10 protein-coding genes are annotated in these 18,470 nt (G+C 71.4%); 8 read left to right on the top strand and 2 right to left on the bottom strand.

Annotated features, from left to right (window positions below; genetic code table 11):
• Positions 1–125: 125 nt before the first annotated feature.
• The 4 genes from ACIQ5Y_RS32410 to drmB are packed head-to-tail and all read left to right on the top strand — an operon-like array spanning position 126 to position 11,946.
• Positions 126–4,925, top strand: a complete 4,800-nt coding sequence (locus ACIQ5Y_RS32410) for a DEAD/DEAH box helicase (RefSeq protein ID WP_403888569.1) — start codon at positions 126–128, stop codon at positions 4,923–4,925.
• Positions 4,922–6,838, top strand: coding sequence for a UvrD-helicase domain-containing protein (locus ACIQ5Y_RS32405; RefSeq protein WP_403888565.1), 1,917 nt, complete (start codon positions 4,922–4,924; stop codon positions 6,836–6,838). The genes ACIQ5Y_RS32410 and ACIQ5Y_RS32405 overlap by 4 nt, the downstream gene beginning before the upstream one ends.
• Complete coding sequence (locus tag ACIQ5Y_RS32400) at positions 6,835–10,086, top strand: helicase-related protein (protein WP_403888562.1); 3,252 nt, start codon at positions 6,835–6,837, stop codon at positions 10,084–10,086. Before ACIQ5Y_RS32405 ends, ACIQ5Y_RS32400 begins: the two co-directional genes overlap by 4 nt.
• 3 nt (positions 10,087–10,089) lie before the next feature.
• Complete coding sequence (drmB, locus tag ACIQ5Y_RS32395) at positions 10,090–11,946, top strand: DrmB family protein (RefSeq protein WP_403888559.1); 1,857 nt, start codon at positions 10,090–10,092, stop codon at positions 11,944–11,946.
• A gap of 69 nt (positions 11,947–12,015) precedes the next feature.
• Here the strand turns inward: drmB and ACIQ5Y_RS32390 are convergent, their stop codons facing one another.
• Positions 12,016–12,219: a DUF6059 family protein gene (locus ACIQ5Y_RS32390; protein WP_403888556.1), complete on the bottom strand. Its 204-nt coding sequence runs from the start codon at positions 12,217–12,219 to the stop codon at positions 12,016–12,018.
• 218 nt (positions 12,220–12,437) lie between these two features.
• Between ACIQ5Y_RS32390 and ACIQ5Y_RS32385 the strand changes: the two genes are divergently transcribed.
• Genes ACIQ5Y_RS32385 through ACIQ5Y_RS32370 form a run of 4 tightly spaced genes read left to right on the top strand, consistent with a single transcriptional unit; the run spans position 12,438 to position 15,560 of the window.
• Positions 12,438–13,211, top strand: coding sequence for a BTAD domain-containing putative transcriptional regulator (locus ACIQ5Y_RS32385; protein ID WP_403888553.1), 774 nt, complete (start codon positions 12,438–12,440; stop codon positions 13,209–13,211).
• A gap of 2 nt (positions 13,212–13,213) precedes the next feature.
• A complete protein-coding gene (locus ACIQ5Y_RS32380) occupies positions 13,214–13,984 on the top strand; it encodes a thioesterase II family protein (protein WP_403888550.1) in 771 nt (256 codons plus the stop codon).
• Positions 13,981–14,850 carry a metallophosphoesterase family protein gene (locus ACIQ5Y_RS32375; RefSeq protein WP_403888547.1) on the top strand — a complete coding sequence of 290 codons (870 nt, stop codon included), beginning with the start codon at positions 13,981–13,983 and terminating at the stop codon, positions 14,848–14,850. The genes ACIQ5Y_RS32380 and ACIQ5Y_RS32375 overlap by 4 nt, the downstream gene beginning before the upstream one ends.
• On the top strand, positions 14,847–15,560 hold the full coding sequence (locus tag ACIQ5Y_RS32370) for a 4'-phosphopantetheinyl transferase (RefSeq protein ID WP_403888544.1): 714 nt from the start codon (positions 14,847–14,849) through the stop codon (positions 15,558–15,560). Before ACIQ5Y_RS32375 ends, ACIQ5Y_RS32370 begins: the two co-directional genes overlap by 4 nt.
• Here ACIQ5Y_RS32370 and ACIQ5Y_RS32365 read toward each other — a convergent pair.
• A complete protein-coding gene (locus tag ACIQ5Y_RS32365) occupies positions 15,497–18,388 on the bottom strand; it encodes an ATP-binding protein (protein ID WP_403888541.1) in 2,892 nt (963 codons plus the stop codon). The genes ACIQ5Y_RS32370 and ACIQ5Y_RS32365 overlap by 64 nt on opposite strands.
• Positions 18,389–18,470 lie beyond the last annotated feature (82 nt).

Below are 18,470 nucleotides of genomic sequence, written 5' to 3'. Positions count from 1 at the left end.
ACCCGTTCCCCACCCGTCAGCCCCTCCAGCCCTCTTCCTCTTGTGCACCGCCGGAGGTGCCGGCACCTCCGTATCCCCCCGCGCGTCCCAGGTCCGTTTTCTCTCATGTACGAGACAGGTGCCTCATGACCGACCGGCAGCTCGCCGACCGTCCTCTCTCTCCCGTGATCCAGACCGTGATCCGCCAGTCCTCCGTCGTGCTGCAGACGTATCGGGTGGACCCGGGGCTCGTGCAGGAACACGCGAACGGCGAGCGTCGCATCACGCAGGGCGGTTACGGCGAGCGGCAGTTGTTCGAGCTGGTGCAGAACGCCGCGGACGAGATCGCGGCCAAGCCCGGCGGCAGACTGCACGTCGTCCTGACCGAAGACCACCTCTACTGCGCGAACGAGGGCACCCCGGTCACGGAGGAGGGCGCCGAGACGATCCTGCGGATGAGCGTCTCGCGCAAACGGGGCGGTCAGATCGGGCGGTTCGGCGTCGGCGTCAAGTCCGTCCTCTCCGTGAGCGACTCCCCCCAGTTCTTCAGTGGCAACGGTTCGTTCGGGTTCGGCTTCGACCGGGACTGGTCCGCCGCGGAGATCGCCCAGGCGCTCGGCCGGGAGGGCGACATCGGCATGGACACCCCGGTGCTCCGCATGGCCCGCCCCCTCGACGTCGAGCAGGAGCGCGCCGACGACGACGTGCTGGACAAACTGCTGCGTTGGGCCACCACCGTCGTCCGACTCCCCTTGATGCGCGGTGCCGCCGAGCGTCTCGCACATGACATCAGCGGGCACAGGAGCCGCGACGGGCGGGTGACCGATCCCTTCCCGGCCCACTTCCAGCTGTTCTCCTCGCACGTCGGGCAGGTGATGCTGCACGACGAGCGCACCATGCCCCCCACCCGCCGGGAAATCTCGATCGAGCCCAACGGAGTCCACCGCACCCTCAAGGAGGTCGCGCGGGGCGCCAAGCAGACCACCGAAGAGTGGAAGGTGTTCTCCGTCTCCCACTCCCCCACCGACAAGGTCGCGGACAGCGCCGGCGAACTCCACAACCGCCCGGTGCTCGAGATCTCCTGGGCCGTGCCCGAGTACACCGTGCGCAGCAACGGCCTTCACACGACGCCTGTCGGCAAGGGCGCCTTCTGGGCCTTCTTCCCCACCAAGTACGACGTGTCGCTCACGGGCATCCTCAACGCCCCGTGGAAGACGAACGAGGACCGCCAGCACCTCCTCGACGGCAGCCCGTTCAATCGCGAACTGCTCCAGGTCGCGGCCCGGTTGGTCATCGACACCCTCCCGCAGCTGGTGCCCGACGAGGACCCGGCGGCCTACCTGCCGCTCCTTCCGGGTCGCACCAAGGAGAAGCTCAACTGGGCGGACGAGCACTTCCTCCGCCAGTTCTGGGACATGGCCGCCCAGCGCCCCTCGCTGCCGGACCAGAAGGGCGTGCTCCAGGTCCCCCGCGATCTGTTCGTGCCGCCCGCCGGCCTGGACAAGGAGTGGGTCCGGATCTGGTCGGAGTACGAGGGCCGCCCCGTCAACTGGGTGCACGGTTCCGTCGACGCGGCCGACACCACCCTGCGCCGCGGCAAGATGAACCACATCCTCGAGGCGGCCGGCAAGACCCCCGAGAGCGTCAAGGACTGGCTGGAGGCACTCGTCGCCGACGGGTCCCCGGAGGCCTCGTGCCACGCCATCGAGATCCTGTCCCTGATGGTCCTCAAGGATCAGGCCGCGCGCCTGCTCGGAGACTCACCGCTCACCGCGGAGGCCCGCCGGGCCAAGATCGTGGTGACCGAGGAGCACGGGGTGGTCGCCCCCATCGCGGGCGAGATCTTCCACCGCACGTCCGCCGATTCGCTCCGCGACGACATGGTCTACGTCCACCCGTCGATTTCCGATCGCCCGGAAATGGCCCGTCACCTGCACAACATCGGCATCCGGGTCGCGGACGCCCAGGGACGGTTCGAGGGCGTCCTCGATCAGGGCTTCGACAACTACGACGCCAACGCCTGGGCGAACTTCTGGGTCCTGCTGCGCAGCGCCGGCGGCAGCGCACAGGTCAACCGCATCCGGAGCAAGGTCCCCAAGCCGCTGGAGACCCTGCGCGTGCGCACCTTGGACGGGCGGTACCGGGCGATGCGCGACTGCCTGCTGCCGGGACCCGTGGTGCCCGGCGACGGCAGCCGGGACGAGGCCATCGCCGTGGACATGGACTTCCACGAGAGCGACAAGGCCGTCTTCCGCGAACTCGGCCTCTTCGACCGTCCCACCGGCGGACACCGACCGAACGAGGAGCCCTGGTTCGAGGAGTACCGACAGGCCGTCCACGACCGGCACCTGCGCGGCCTGGCCAGCTCGGCCCCGCGGCCCAGCATCACCCGCCTCACGGTCGAGGGCGCCCCGACCCTGGGGCCGCTGCACCTGCTGCCCGTACTGTCCGAGGAAGGGCGCGCGTCCTTCGTGGCGGCTCTGCCCGCCACCGACATCTCCCAGTACTGGCAGATGCAGTACGGGACCAGCGCGAACTCCCGCAAGCCGGTCGTCTCCCCGCTGCGCTGGATGATTTCCAAGCACGGGCGTGTGAAGACCTCCATGGGACTGACCCGGGTGTCCGAGGCCGTCGGTCCCCAGCTGGGGAACTACCGCGCGGTGCTCCCCGTCGCCGAGGTCTCGGAGGAGACGGCACGGAAGCTCGGCATGCCCACCACGGCCGACGAGGTGCCCAGCCGGCGCTGGGCCAAGCTGCTGGACCTGCTGCTCGAGAGCAAGGACGACGAGTTCATCGGCCGGGCCTACGCCCTGCTGCACCGGGTCGGCTTCGAGTTCCCGGAGGGCGTACCCACCCGCTGCCGGGTGGGTGGCGACTGGGAAGGACGCCCCGACAACGAGATCGCCGTCGCGATGAACTCCCTGGAGTTCAAGGAACTGGTCCGCCATCGGCTCCCCGCCCTCCTGGTCGGCGACAAGTCGGACGTGGCCACGGCGAAGGAGATGATCGAGGAATGGGGGATGCTCAAGGTCTCCGACGTGATCAGCAAGGAGATCGAGCCCGTCAAGATCGGGCGGACGATCTCCCTGTTCGACGAGTTCACCACGGTCAAGGCACGCCTCGGTCACGCCGGCAGCAGCTACCGGATCCAGCGCTGCTCGGAGCTCGAACAGGTCGTGCGCACCCCCATGGGCAGCAAGCGGAAGCCGCTCAGGTTCGCGAAGAAGGGCCAGACCCTGTTCGTGCTGGACTCCCTCGAACGGCTGGAGGTGCTGCAGGCCGCGGACGAGGAGTTCAAGTGGGGTTTCGGTGTGGCCGGCTGCAGTCAGGTCCTCGCGTTCCAGGACCGTCAGGAGCATGACCAGGCGCTCCTGGCGCGACTGCGCGAGGTGCGGGAGAGCGAGAGCATCATCGACAAGATCGCTCTGCTCATCGGCGAGGAGGCCCTGCGCGGAGAACTTCCTCCGGGTCTCATGGAGAGCGAGATCCAGGAGCAGGGCGAGCCGAGCCCTCGACGCATCGCCGAGATGGCCTTCAACGCCCACGGCGAGGCGATCCTGCGGGTCCACTCCCGCGATCTCTCCCTGGACTTCCCCACCCGCGCCCCCAGCTCCTTCACCGGCAACACCAAAGCCCTGCGCTTCGTCACCGACCTCGGGTTCCCGGACTCCTTCGCCGGCGCGTCGGTGCCCTCTCTCGAACCCCGACTCGAAGTCGACGGCCCCTCGGAGTTCCCCGCCCTCCACTCCTACCAGGAAGAACTCGCGCAGGCGCTGCTCGGACTGCTGGAAAGGCCCATGCCCCAGCGCGGCATGCTGAGTCTGCCGACCGGCTCGGGCAAGACCCGCGTCACGGCGGAAGGCGTCATCCGCTGGATCCGTGACCGGGAGGACCTGCCGGGTCCGGTCCTGTGGATCGCGCAGACCGAGGAACTGTGCGAGCAGGCCGTGCAGAGCTGGAAGTTCGTCTGGTCGAAGGTCGGTCCCGAACTCCCGCTGGTCATCAGCCGCCTCTGGGCCTCCAACGAGGCGACCCCCGTCGACGGTCGCCCGCACCTGGTCGTCGCCACCGACGCGAAGCTGGACAGCTGCCTGGACAAGGAGGAGTACGCCTGGCTGAGGGAGACCGCCGCCCTCGTCATCATCGACGAGGCGCACACCGCGATGTCCTCGCGCTACACGCGGCTGCTGGAACACCTGGACCTGACGCACCGGCGGACCAGTCGCCATCTGGTCGGCCTCACCGCGACCCCGTACCGGAACAACGAGGAGCTCACCCGCCTGCTGGTGCAGCGGTTCGGCAGCCGCCTCGACACGGGCGTGTTCGACGGAGACCTGTCCGTCGCCATCAAGGGGTTGCAGCAGATCGGAGTCCTGGCCCAGGTCGAACACCGTGAACTGGTCGGCGCGTCGATCTCTCTGACCGCCGACGAACTCGCCCAGTCCGAGAAGTTCGCCACGCTGCCCAAGGGAGCCGAACAGCGCCTGGCCGAGGACCACGAGCGCAGCCAGCGCATCGTCGACGAGATCGCCGCCATGCCCGCGGACTGGCCCGTACTGGTCTTCGCCACCTCCGTGGCCCACGCCAAGCTCCTCGCGGCCAAGCTCGGGGACCGGGACATCAAGGCGGCGGCGATCGACTCGAACACTCCGACCAACGAACGCCGCAAGCAGATCGACGACTTCCGCAAGGGCAGGATCCAGGTCCTGACCAACTACGGCGTCCTCTCACAGGGGTTCGACGCACCGGCCACCCGTGCCGTGGTCGTCGCCCGCCCGACGTACAGCCCGAACGTCTACCAGCAGATGATCGGTCGTGGCCTGCGCGGCCCGAAGAACGGCGGCAAGGACAGCTGCCTCATCCTCAACGTGCGGGACAACATCACCAACTTCGGCGAGGACTTGGCCTTCACGGAGTTCGAGTACCTGTGGAGCGAAGGCCAGTGACGACCGTCCACCCCACCGAACACCGGCTCACCGCCGCGCAGCAGGCCGTGGTCGATCAGCCCTGGGACGCCCGGGTGCTGGTCACCGCGGGCGCCGGCGCCGGCAAGACCCACACGCTGGTGCGGCGGCTCGACGTACTGGTGGAACGGGAGGAGCTGGAGGCCGGGGAGATCCTGGTGCTCAGCTTCTCCCGGGCCGCGGTCCGGGAACTCACCGACCGGATCGAGCGGCATGCCGCCGCCGCACAGCGGATCCGCGTGCACACGTTCGACGCATGGGCCGCGGCCCTGCTCAATCGCGCCTACCCGGACACGGACTGGGCGGCGTACACCTTCGACGGCCGTATCGAGGCCGCCACCGAGGCGATCGACAAGGGGGCGGTCGAGGGCGGGGAGTACGTGCCGGCCCACGTGGTGATCGACGAAGTCCAGGACCTCGTGGGAGTCCGTCGGGAGATGGTCGAGGCGTTGCTCGACCGGTTCCAGGAGAACAGCGGATTCACCCTGGTGGGCGATTCGACTCAGGCGGTGTACGGGTTCCAGGTCTCCGATCCGGATGAGCGCGCCGACGAGACGGACCGGTTCCTGGACTGGGTGCGTGTCACGTTCGGCGAGGAGTTGGTGGAGCTCCACCTCGGCGAGAACTTCCGCGCCCGCACCGAGGCGGCCCGTATGGCGCTTCCGTACGGCACGCGGTTGCAGGGGCTGCCGCGGGATCGGGCCGAGGCCGCCGTCGTGGCCGAGCGCCTCCACGGCGACCTGCGGGCGTTGCTCCTCACCGCGCCGAACTTCGGTGGGCTGGAGGAGGAGTTCGTCCGTTCGGCCCTGCGCGACTTCCCCGACACCACGGCCATCCTGTGCCGCGACAACGGCCAGGCTCTGACGCTGTCCGGCATGTTGGCCGCCGCCGACGTCCCGCACACGCTCCAGCGTTCGGCCCGAGAGCGCTCGGCCCCGGTGTGGATCGCCGAACTCCTGGCCTCGGCCGGCGTGTCCGATGTGAGCCGTGCCCGCTTCGAGGAGCTGATGGTCGACCTGCGGGTTCCGGTCGGCAGTTCACCCGAGGCGCTGTGGCGGTCGCTGCGCAAGGTCGCCAGGGGCAGCGGTCGCGGGACCCTCGATGTCGTCGCACTGCACCGCGCGGTCGCCGAGGGTCGGTTGCCGGACGACCTCACCGCGGCGCGGTCGTCCTCGCTGGTGATCTCCACCGTGCACCGTGCCAAGGGTCTCGAGTTCGACCGGGTCCTGATCACCGAGCCCCGTGCGCTGAGGGAACCGACCCAGGTGCGCAAGAAGAAGCGCGACTACGACCCGGCGGCGGAAGCCCGGCTCCTGTACGTGGCCATGACCCGGGCCCGGGACGATCTGTACGTCCTGGACGCCCCCAACTCGTGGCTCGTCCGCAAGGACAAGCGGATCGACCGCTGGTACCTGGGCGGTCGCAGCACGTGGGCACGCAACGGCATCGAGCTGACCGGCTCCGACGTGTCCCACGAGCAGCCCGCGGGCACGGAGGACATCCGTCAGGACGCGGCGGAACTGTGGCGCCACCTCTTGACCGAGGTCACCCCCGGAGCCGAGGCGGAGCTCGTCCTGCTGCACGGCGTCCCCGTGGCCGCCGACCAGTCGCCGCCTTACGCGGTGGTGGTGGGGGGTCGGCCGATCGCCGTGGTGTCGGAGCGGTTCCGCACCGACCTGCACCGGATGCTGCGTCGTACCGCGCACTCCGAGGTCGTTCGCTGGCCACCGCTGATCACCGGTCTGCGCGTCGACGACGTGGAAAGCGTCGCGGGCAGCCCCTCGGCGACCGAGGCCGCCGGGCTGGGCACTCACGGCGCATGGCTCGCGCCCCGTTTGTGCGGGCTGGGCCGCTTTCACTGGTACGAGGACGAACCGGAAGGAGACAACGCATGAGCAGCTCGACCCACCAGGCACATTACGAGGTGTGCGACTCGCTGCTCGATGCTCTTCGCAAGGACCTCCTCGGTCCGGTGGGCGGCGAGGACGAGGTCCTCGAACTCGACCCGCCGATCACCACGTACCCGGTCGGCGTCCTCTTCCCGCGCCCGCGACCGGCCGGTCCGGCGACCTCGGATCACGGTGGTGCGGTCGAGCGGGGCGAACTCGAGTCCGAGCGGGACGGGCTGGACACGGTTGCGCTCCATGCCCATCGGGACGCCGAGGAAGGCCCCGGCGACCTCGGCGTCTCCCTGGCCAACGTCCGCATGCCGTCGTCCATCGGCCTGACGTTCGCGGTGGACCCGACGGTGTCCTCTCGGATTCGCCTGACCGTACGGGCAGCCGGCTACAACCCGGAGGACGCGGCGGGCAATCCGGTGTCCGCGAAGCGGACCGAGGCCCGCAGCACCAAGGCCCAACGGGAACACTGGAGACGTGTGGCCCTGCGGATCGAGCCCGCGTACGTGGACGTCACGCGGCCCGGCCTGCTCCCGGCCATCCCTCTTCACCCCGGGTTGGAGCTGCGGGTGCTGGTCCGCGCCCGGTCCGGTTCGGACGGCACCGTGACCGTGACCGCCACGGTCGTCAACAGCCTGGAGGTCGGCCAGTTCGATCTCCGGGACGCGCATTGCTTCTACCAACCCGAGTTGACGGTCACCGCCGAGGACGGCACGAGTCCGGCGTTCGTCGCGCGGACGACGACTCTGGGTGCGGTGGACGACGAGCATGCGCTGAGCCGGCTGCTGTACCGCCATGCCCCCGGCTTCGCCACGGGTCATGGTTGCGCGGCCCAGTGGGACTGGACGCCGCCTCCCGTGGACTCCGTTCGGACGGACCGGCATTCGGTCGCGATGCTGCGTACGGACTTCGTCCCCGCCCACGAGGTGCTGTTGACGGACTCCAACCCCGGGATCGACGACAAGGCACTGACCATGTACAAGCTGGGCACCGACCCGGCGCACGAGGTCGTGTCGGCCCTTCGGGACCTGTTGTCCGGTTACGAGCGATGGATCGAGACGCAGGAGGATCAGGCGCGTCTGCTCGCCGGCACGGAACACGGCAAGGCCGCGGCGGAACAGGTCATCAGGTGCCGACAGGCACTCGGACGGATGCGCGAGGGCGTGGACCTGCTCGCGGACGCCGAACGACCCGAGGTTCTGCGTGCCTTCAGGTTGGCGAATCTCGCGATGGCCGAACAGCGTGCCCGCACCTCGTGGATCAAGGGTGGAAAGTCGGGCGAGCCGGACGAGCAAGCGGGCCGGTGGCGTCCTTTCCAGATCTCCTTCATGCTGCTCTGCCTGGCCGGGATCGTCAGGCCCGACCACGACGACCGGGCCGTCTCGGACCTCCTGTGGTTCCCCACCGGTGGTGGCAAGACCGAGGCGTACCTCGGTCTGATCGCCTTCACCACCTTCCTGCGGCGCCTGCGCGACGGGGAGGCCGGGGGCGGCGTGACCGTGCTCATGCGGTACACGCTGCGACTGCTCACCCTCCAGCAGTTCGAGCGTGCCGCGGCGCTGATCTGTGCCATGGAACTGCTGCGGGCCGGCGACCCTGCCACGCTGGGCGACGACGAGATCTCCATCGGCATGTGGGTGGGCCGTTCCGCGACCCCCAACACGCTGTCGGTCGCCGCGAGCAAGCTGGCCGATCTCTCGCGCAACGAGAGCTTCCAGTTGCAGACGGAGAACCCGGTCCAACTGCGCGGCTGCCCCTGGTGTGGCGAGCCGTTGCGGTCCAAGGACTACGCGGTCGACGAGGATGCCGTGCGGATGACCGTCACCTGCCCGTCCCTCACCTGCGATTTCCGCCGGGGCCTGCCGGTTCACCTCGTGGACGAGGCCGTCTACGCCCACCGTCCCACCCTGGTCATCGCCACCGTGGACAAGTTCGCCTCGATGCCGTGGCGACCCGCTTCCGCATCCCTGTTCAACCGGGACGTGGAAGGGGTCCGACCGCCCGAACTCATCGTCCAGGACGAGCTCCACCTGATCTCGGGCCCGCTCGGTACGCTGACGGGCCTTTACGAGACGGCCGTGGACGCCTTGGCCGATCGGCCCAAGGTCATCGCCTCCACCGCGACCATCCGGCGCGCGGACGAGCAGGGGCAGAAGCTCTTCGCCCGTTCGGTGGCGCAGTTCCCGCCCGCCGGCCTCGACGCCCGGGATTCCTGGTTCGCGGTGGAGACCCCGCGGGAACGCAAGGCGGCCCGCCGGTACGTCGGTCTGTTGACCGCCGCCACCAGCCAGGCCACCTTGTTGATCCGGGTCTACGCGACGCTGCTCCAGCGGGCGCACACGCACGAGGCTCCGGCCGAGGTGAAGGACGCGTACTGGACCCTGATCGGCTACTTCAACAGTCTGCGACTGCTGTCGGCGGCCGAGCTCCAGGTCCGCGACGACGTCCAGGACCGTCTGGCGCACCTCGCCCTGCGGGACGGCGGCAAGGCACGCCGCGCCGACATCCTCACGGAGTTGAGCAGCCGGGTGAACTCCGGCGACATCTCCAGGCGCCTCAAGGAGATGGAGCTACGACTCCCGATGCCGGGCGCATTGGACACGTTGCTCGCCACCAACATGATCTCCGTGGGAGTCGACGTCGATCGGCTGGGGCTGATGGCGGTGATGGGCCAGCCGCAGACCACCGCCGAGTACATCCAGGCGACGAGCCGGGTCGGCCGTCAACACCCCGGTTTCGTCGCGGTCATGCTGAACTCCACTCGCTCGCGCGACCGTTCCCACTACGAGGACTTCCAGAGCTTCCATTCCGCCCTGTACCGGGAGGTCGAGTCCACGAGTGTGACTCCCTTCTCCTCCCGGGCCCGCGAGCGCGGGCTGCACGCCGTGGTGGTCGCGTTGGCCCGCCTGATGCTGCCCGCCGCGCGCGACAACAACGCGGCGGCACGCGTCGAGGACTTCGTGAGCGACCTCCGCGACACGGTCGGAACCGCTCTCCTCGACCGGGTCTCCGCCGTCGAACCGTCGGAGCTCAAGGCCACTGCCGAGGCCTTCGACGAGTTCGTCGAGTGGTGGCGGGACGAGGCGCTGGCCCGACCGGACCTGGTCTACGAGTCGCCGCGCGGCTCCGGTGTTCCCTCCCTTCTGGCCAACTACGACGACGAGTCGGCCGACGCATCGCCGTGGAAGACGCTGTGGAGTCTGCGCGATGTCGACGCCTCGTCCACCTTCTTCGAGGAGCGCTGAGCCATGAGCCCTGCCCCGCCCCGCACCCGTCGCCGCGGGCTCCCGTCGACCCCGGCGAGCACCGTCCGCAGGCTCGGGGAGATCCGCCGGAGCCAGCTCGTCACGACCTACGGCGTCGGCGCCATGATCGCGGTGGAGAACGAGTCCTTCCTGATCCGAGGCATCGACTCCTGGGACGTGTCCGAGGCGCCTCCCATCTCGGAGCCCCGCCTGGCGGGCCAGTTGGGCGTCTCCGGCTTCCGGCTGCCCCCCGCACCGGATTCCGAGCGGGCCAGGGACGGTGTACGGGCGGTGCGCTTCCCGGAGATGTACTCGTGCCCCGGCTGTCACCAGCTGCTCCCGTTCCGCAAGTTCAACTCACGGGCCGGCCGGGCCGAGTGCTCGACCTGCCAGGAGAACCTGGTCCCGTCCCGCTTCGTGATCGCCTGCACGCACGGGCATCTCGAGGACTTCCCCTACTGGAAGTGGGTCCACCGGGGCAACCGAACGGAACCCGGGACCTGTGGCGGCCGACTGACGTTCCGCGCCGACGGCTCGACCGCATCGCTGCGCTCCGTGCTGATCGGTTGCACGTGCGGGGTGGAGGAGGTCTCCATGGAGGGGTCCTTCCGCCGGCAAGCCCTCCGGGACCTCGGAATCCGGTGCGCGGGCCGCAGCCCATGGCTCAGGGACGCTCCGGCCGCCGGTTGTCAGGAGCCGCCCCGCACGCTCCAGCGAGGTTCCTCCTCGGTCTGGTTCCCGGTCATGCACTCGGCTCTGTCCATCCCCCCGTGGAGCCAGGGCATCGCCAAGGTCGTCGCACCGTTCTACGAGATCTTCAAAGACGAGGACGACGCTTCCATCAAGGCGTACGTGCGCATGCAGAAGCTGCTCGTTCATCACCCGGAGTACACCGGGGACGACGTGGTGGCCGAGGTCGAACGGCGACGCACCGCCGAATCGGTCGCCGCCCGGACGGCCGATGACACCGAGACCGGCAACCGGGCCCGCGACCATCGGCGGGAGATCTACGAGGGCGAGTACCAAAGCCTGATCAAGGAACACCCGGAAGTGGCCGACGAGCAGCAGGAGTTCGTCTGCGAGCCCCCGGTCGCCCCCATCGGATCGCTGCGGTCTTCCCACGGTCTGGCCCAGGTGATGCTGGTCAAACGACTGCGCGAGGTGCGGGCGCTGAAGTCGTTCCGTCGTGTGGAGGAACCGAGCGATGCGGACTCGGCCCTGCGCGAGGCCCCGATCTCCCTGGCCAAGCCGAATTGGCTGCCGGCCTTCGAGGTCAGTGGCGAAGGGGTGTTCGTACGACTCGACCCGGACCGTCTGCGGAGCTGGGAGCAGGAACCCGGCCAGGTGGCTCGTGCCGCGCGGGTCAGGGAGAACCACGACCGGCTGCTGTCGGCACGTGCCGGAGACTCCGGCAAACCGGTTCCGTCCTCGCCCGCCACGCCCCGCTTCCTCCTGCTGCACGCCCTGGCACACGTCCTGATCAACGAATGGAGCCTCGACGGCGGCTACCCGGCCGCTTCCCTTCGTGAACGGATCTATGGCGAAGGTGACATGGCCGGGGTGCTCGTCTACACGGCCACCAGCGACTCGGCGGGCAGCCTCGGTGGTGTCGTCGGACAGGGTGAACCGGACCGTCTCGAAAGATCGCTCCGGTCCGCCCTGCACAGGGCGAGCTGGTGCTCGAACGACCCCTTGTGCATGGAAGCCGAGGCGAGCGGCGTCGACGGCCTCAACGTGGCAGCCTGCCACGCCTGTTTGCTGCTCCCCGAGACGAGCTGCGAGAACAACAACATCCTGCTCGACCGGGCAGCCCTCGTCGGAACACCGGACGGCCGGGTACCGGGCTTCTTCGCTCTCTGACCCCCCGGAAGTACGGGGGGTGACGCGCGCCCGGATGCCGGGCCGCCCGGTGGGCGGGGTGGCTCCGGGTCAGGGCCAGCCCGGGAGTTCGGCGCGCAGGACGCGTTCCGTTTCGGTGAGGGGGGTGCTCGGGATGAGGCGTTCGGGGTGGTCGGGGGGCGGGCCGTACGGGTGGCGGGGTTCGGGGGCGGGCTGGGGCGGGAGCCACAGGGCGCCGGCGGCCACGAGCCAGCGCCCCAGGCCTTTCAGACAACGCAGCATGAACGACGGCATCCGCGCATGATCGGGCCCCTCGCCAAAGCCGTTCCAAAACCGCTGGTGACACGTGTGTCGAGGGCGTCTCCCGGCGGCCTTCGGACACGCGCGGCACCGTGTGCTTTTCGGCCAATCGGCGTACGTACGTACTTTCCCCGATGCGTGGACAACACCGCCCCTCGGAGAGTGGTCACAGAGGGACGCGAAAGTGTGTTCCCACTACTCACGGGGTGTCGATGCGTTACGAACTGCTGGGTCCGCTACTCGTGTCGAACGGCACGGAACACCGCTCCCTGAGCGCCCCCAAGATGGAGATGACCCTGGCGACCCTGCTCATCGCCGCGGGCCGGGTCACCACCAAGGAACAGCTGGTCGCCGAGCTGTGGAGTGCGGCGCCGCCGCGCAGGGCCTCGGCCGCCGTGCACGTCTACCTCTCGCAGCTGCGCAAGTTCCTGGCCTCCGCCGGGGACCACGAGGGCACCGCCATCGTCACCAAGCCCTCCGGGTACGTGCTGCGGCTGGACGGGGCGAGCTACGACGTCGCCGACTTCCAGGAGTTGATGCGGACGGGACGCGCGCGCCAGCACGCCGGGCAGCACGAGGCGGCCCTGGAGTCCTTCGAGCGGGCGCTGCTGCTCGTCCGCGGGCCGGTCCTCGACGGCACGGCCGAGGGGCCGGCCCTCTCGGCCTTCGCCACCTGGGTGGAGGAGGAGCGGCTCGACTGCCTGGAGCTCTCGGTGGAGGCGCGCACCGCGCTGGGCCGGCACCGCGAGGTGATCAGCCTGCTGCACGGGCTGATCGCCGAGTATCCACTGCGCGAGTCCTTCTACCGCCAGTTGATGCTGGTGCTCTACCGCTCCGAGCGGCAGGCCGAGGCGCTGCGCGTGTTCCGCTCGGCCCAGCAGGTGCTGCGCTCGGAGCTGGGGCTGGAGCCGTGCCGGTCGCTGCGCCGGCTGCACCAGGCCATCCTGACCTCCGACCGGCTCCTCGACCTTCCGCTGGCGGGCTGACCATGGCGCCGCACACGGCTCCCGCGGAGGACCCCTCGGCGTGGGTACGCCGCTTCCACCCGTCCCCCGAGGCCTCGGCGGAGCTGGTCTGCTTCCCGCACGCCGGAGGTTCGGCCGCCTACTGGTTCCCCGTGTCCCGGGCGCTGGCCCCGGCCGTCGAGGTGCTCGCCGTGCAGTACCCGGGGCGGCAGGAGCGCCACCAGGAGGCTCCGGTCACCGATCTGCACCGGCTCGCCGACCGGATCGCGGCGGCCCTTCCCCCGGCCGCCGGCGCCCGGCCCCGGCTGTTCCTCGGGCACAGCATGGGTGCCTCGCTCGCGTACGAGGTGGCCGTCCGGCTCGCGGACACCCCCGCCGGCGGACCGGACGGGCTGCTCCTGTCCGGGCGCCGGGCCCCCTCGCGGCGCCACCCCGAGGCGGACCGGCCGGCCGACGACCGGGCGCTGGTGGCCAAGGTGCGCTCCCTGGGCGGCACGGCCTCCGGGCTGCTCGACGACCAGGACATGCTGGGGCTGGTACTGCCCGTACTGCGCGCCGACTACCGGGCCCTGGCCCACTACGTGCCCACGCCCGGCACCCCGCTGTCCTGTCCGGTCCTGGGGCTGGCCGGCGACCGCGACACCGAGGCACCGCCCGACGACGTGCGCGCCTGGGGCGCCCAGACGAGCGGCCCCTTCGAGCTGCGCATCCTGCCGGGCGGCCACTTCTTCCTGACCGATCACGTGGCGGCGCTCGCGGAGCTGGTGTGCGGCATGCTGCCCCTGCCCGCGTGAGCGCCCGGCGCACCGGCGGGAGCCTGCTCGCCGTGAGCGACCTGCACGTCTCGTACGAGGAGAACGTCATCGCGCTGGAGGCCTTGCGCCCCCGTCACGAGGACGACTGGCTGCTGGTGGCGGGCGACGTGGGTGAGATCGCCTCCGAGGTAGAGGCGACCCTGGCCCTGCTGAGCCGGCGCTTCGCCACGGTGGTGTGGGCGCCGGGGAACCACGAGCTGTGGTCCCACCCGAGCGATCCGCTGGAGCTGCGCGGAGTGGCCCGGTACGAGCATCTGGTCGCGGTGTGCAGGAAGTTGGGGGTGCACACTCCCGAGGATCCGTACCCCGTGTGGCAGGGGCCCGCCGGGCCGGTGACGGTGGCGCCGCTGTTCCTCCTGTACGACTACTCCTTCCGTCGGCCGGGCGTGCGCGACAAGCGGGAGGCGCTGGCCCTGGCCGCCGAGAACGGGGTGGTGTGCACGGACGAGGTGCTGCTGCGTCCCGATCCGTATCCGTCCGCGGACGCCTGGTGCCGGGACCGCGTGGCGTCGACCGAGCGGCGGCTCGCGGCGCTCGGGCCGGACGTCCGCACGGTACTCGTCAACCACTTCCCCCTGGTCCGTGAGCCCACGCGGGTGTTGCGGCACCCCGACTTCGCGCTGTGGTGCGGGACCGGGGCGACCGCCGACTGGCACGTGCGGTTCCACGCCGAGGCCGTGGTGTACGGCCATCTGCACATTCCGCGGACGACCTGGTACGACGGCGTCCGCTTCGAGGAGGTTTCGATGGGCTATCCCCGTGAATGGCGGCGCCGCGCCGCACGTCCCCCCGGCCCCCGGCTGGTCCTCGCCGGCGGCCACGGCTCCGTGGGGGAGGCTCCGTGATCCGGTCGCTGCTGCCGTCCTGGGCCGTCGCGGCCGAGGTGTACGGCGACCCGCCCCAGGCCCGCCTGCACCCGGCGGAGGAGGCCGTGGTGGCCCGGGCCGTCGCGTCGAGGCGGCGCGAGTTCACCACCGTGCGCCACTGCGCCTCGCTGGCCCTGGACGAGCTGGGCGTGGCCTACGAGCCGCTGCTGCCCGGGGCGCGCGGGGCGCCCGGGTGGCCCGACGGTGTCGTCGGGAGCATGACGCACTGTCGCGGCTACCGGGCGGCCGTCGCGGCCCGGACGCGGGACGGCCTGGCCGTCGGGATCGACGCCGAGCCGGACGAACCGCTGCCGCGCGGGATGCTGGAGTCGGTGTCGCTGCCGCGGGAGCGCGACCGGATCCGGGCCCTGCTCGCCCTGCGCCCCGAAACGCGGTGGGACCGGCTGCTGTTCAGCGCCAAGGAGGCCGTGTACAAGGCCTGGTTCCCGCTGACCGGCAGGCTGCTGGACTTCCACGAGGCGGAGCTGTCCTTCGATCCGGTGGACCGGACCTTCCGGGCCGAGCTCCTGGTGCCCGGCCACCGGGACGACGGGCGGGAGCTGCGCCGGTTCGAGGGACGCTGGAGCGCCCGCGGCGGCCTGCTGGCCACCGCGGTGGCGGTCCCTCAGTCCGCCAGCGCGACCAGACGAACCAGTTCGGCCCGCGAGTTCACCCCCAACTTGCTGTAGATGCGGGTGAGATGGGCGTCGACCGTGCGGGGGCTGACTGTGAGGCGCAGGGCGATCTCCTTGGTCTTGCGGCCCTCCCCCGCCAGCTCCGCCACCTGCTTCTCGCGCAGGGTGAGTTCGGCGAGCGGGCCCTCCGACGTGGTTCCCGGTGCGGTGCCGGGCGCGGGAGCCGTGCCGCTGCCGACGGCTCGGACCAGTTCCCGGGCCCGGGCGCCCGCGGGGCTGTCGGCGCCCAGCAGCTCGTACGCCTCCGCGTAGCGGCCGGCCGCCTCGGCCGTCTGGCGCCTGCTCAGCAGGGCGTGGCCGCGGGCCAGCAGGGCGTGGCCGCGCTGTTCGGCGATTCCGACGGCCACCGCGGCTTCGGCGGAGTGGTCCGCCCACTCCTCGATGGTGGCGGGGTCCAGTCCCGTCCGCTCCGGACCCGCCGCGAGCGCGGCCGCGGCCAGCAGTTCGTAGCCCCGGGCGGCGAACACCGCGACGGGTTCGCAGACGCGCCATGCCTCGCGGCGGGGCAGGAGCAGGCCGAGGGCGGCTTCCCCCTCGCCGCGGGCGAGGTGGGCCTCCGCCAGCAGCAGCGCGTTGAGGGGGGTGCGGGCATCGGCGAGCGGATCGCCCGTCGGCCTGTGGCCCTCGTGCCGGCCGACCGACCGGGTGAGTCCCAACTGTGCCCAGGCGGCGGCGGTGATGGCGTCCGAGAGCTTGACGTGGTCCCTCCGGCCGGCCGCGGTGGCCAGGTCGCGGCACTCCTGGGCCGCGGCCAGCGCCTCGGGCATCCGGCCCGACTGGTAGTGGATGTAGCCGAGGGTGTCCAGCAGCGGCACCAGCAGGTGGACGTCGCCGGCTTCCCGGACGGCCGCCACGGCCCGCTCGGCGTGGCCCGTCGCGGGCCCGTACCAGCCCATCAGCGCCTCGGCCCAGCTCAGCAGGAGAAGCAGCGGACTCATCCGGCCGTCGGCCGCCGTGCCGTCACCGCTGCCGTCGGGACCGTCGAGGCCGTCGAGCGTCTGGGCGGCGGCGTCCAACGCCCACTCCGCGGAGGAGGTGTCACCGGCCACCACCGCGCACAGTCCCCGCAGGGCGAGGGCGCCGGCCGCGGTGAGCGGCAGACGGTGCGCGGTGCGCCTGACGAGCGACTCGATGTCGGCGCGCGCGGGCACCTGGCCGGCGAGGACCCGGGAGACCTGCTGCTGGAGCTGGAGGAGCGCCACGGATTCGGGATCCGCGCCGGTGTCGGCGGAGAGTTCGGCGGCCAGCAGCGCCTGGGCCTCCTCGTCACGGCCCAGGGCCGCCTGAACGCCGGAGAGGAAGGCGACCGCGCCGGCGCCGGCGTGCGCCGACGGTGCGGCGAGGATCTCGCGGGCCAGCAGGCTCACCCGGTCGGCGTCGCCCTCGGCGGCGAGGGCCTGGACCACGGACCGCCACAGTTCGGCGGGCACCTGCTCCTCCCGGGGCGTTCCGGTGGCCCGGTCCAGGCGCATGGCGACCGTCAGCCAGTGGGCGGCGGTGGCGGGTCTGCCGAGATGCAGGGCCGTTCGTGCGGCGGTGGCGAGGATCCGCCGGTCGGCGGGGACCGTACCGATGCCGGCGCGTTCGACGTGGGGGGCGAGTTCGGTGGCCGGCGCTCCCCCGGTGCGCAGCGCCGCGAGGGCCCGGCCGTGGGCGCCGGCCCGCCAGCACGCGTCCGTCTCCTCGTATACGCAGCGGCGCAGCAGGGGGTGGCGGAAGGTCAGCCGTCCGGGGCCTTCGGTCCGGACGAGGTCGAGCCTGCGGAGCTCGGCCAGGCAGGCGCACGCGCGGCCCCGCTCGATGCCGGCCACCGCGGCGACGGTGTCGACGGTGAAGGCGTCGCCGACCACCGCGGCCGCGTGGATGACGGTTCGGGTCTCCCCGTCGAGCGGCTGGGTCTCCGCGTGCAGTCGTACGCCGAGACCGCGAGCGGCCCGGACGTCGGCGGACCCGGCGTACGAGGCGTCCTCGCCCCGCGGCCGGACGGCGGCGAGGGCCAGGACGTAGAGGGGGTTGGCGGCGCCCTCGACGTGCAGGTCGAGCGTCGTGGGGTCGTCGGGGCCGGTCCCCAGGAGCGTGGCGGTCTGGGCCGGGGCGAGTCCGGTCAGTTCGACGAGGTCCACGGAGCCTTCCTCGACCCCCTCGTGCAGCGGGGCGCGGACGGCGGCGGGTATCTGGCGGGGCCGGTGGGCCACGACCACGCCGAGCCCGCCGTCCACCGGCCACTGGACCAGTGTCTCCAGGAATCCGGCGGTGTGGGGGTCGGCCCAGTGGTAGTCGTCGAGGACCAGCAGCAGCCCGCCGGGGGATTCGGCGAGGCAGGCGCCGATCAGGCGGCGCAGTTCGCCCCGCCGCCGGGGGTGTCCGCCGAAACCTGTTCCGGCCCCGTGCGAGGTGTCGGACAGCGCCCGGATGAGGCCGGCGGCGGCAGCGGGCGGGGCCCCGTCGCCGCAGTCCGAGCGCCAGGAGGAGAGGGCGTTCAGGATCGGCTGGTAGGGGACCGCCGCATCGGCCGGCGCACAGCGGCCGCGCAGGGTCCGGACTCCGCGGTCGTCCGCGCGGCGGGCCAGTGCCGTCAGCAGACGGCTCTTGCCGGTACCCGGGTCGCCGGTGAGTTCGGCGAGGGCGGGGCGGCCCTGGGCCGCGGCGGTGACGACCTGTTCCAGGCGCTCCAGTTCGACGGTACGGACGGTGGCGGACGCGGGCTCGCGGGCGGGGCCGGGTGCGCGGGCAGGGGCGGATGCGGATGCGGGGGCGGGTGCGGGTGCGGGTGCGGAAGCCGGGGCGCTTCCCCGCACTGTGACGACGTCGTGGGGATGCACGGCACGTCTCCTTCCTGGCGGTGTCCGGGAAGTGCTGGGCTTGCGACAGCCTAAGAGAAGTTCTCTGGCCACAACTGGCCTG

The organism is Streptomyces sp. NPDC096339 (assembly GCF_044762985.1).
GTDB lineage: Bacteria > Actinomycetota > Actinomycetes > Streptomycetales > Streptomycetaceae > Streptomyces.
This window is presented reverse-complemented; position numbering and strand designations above follow the sequence as displayed.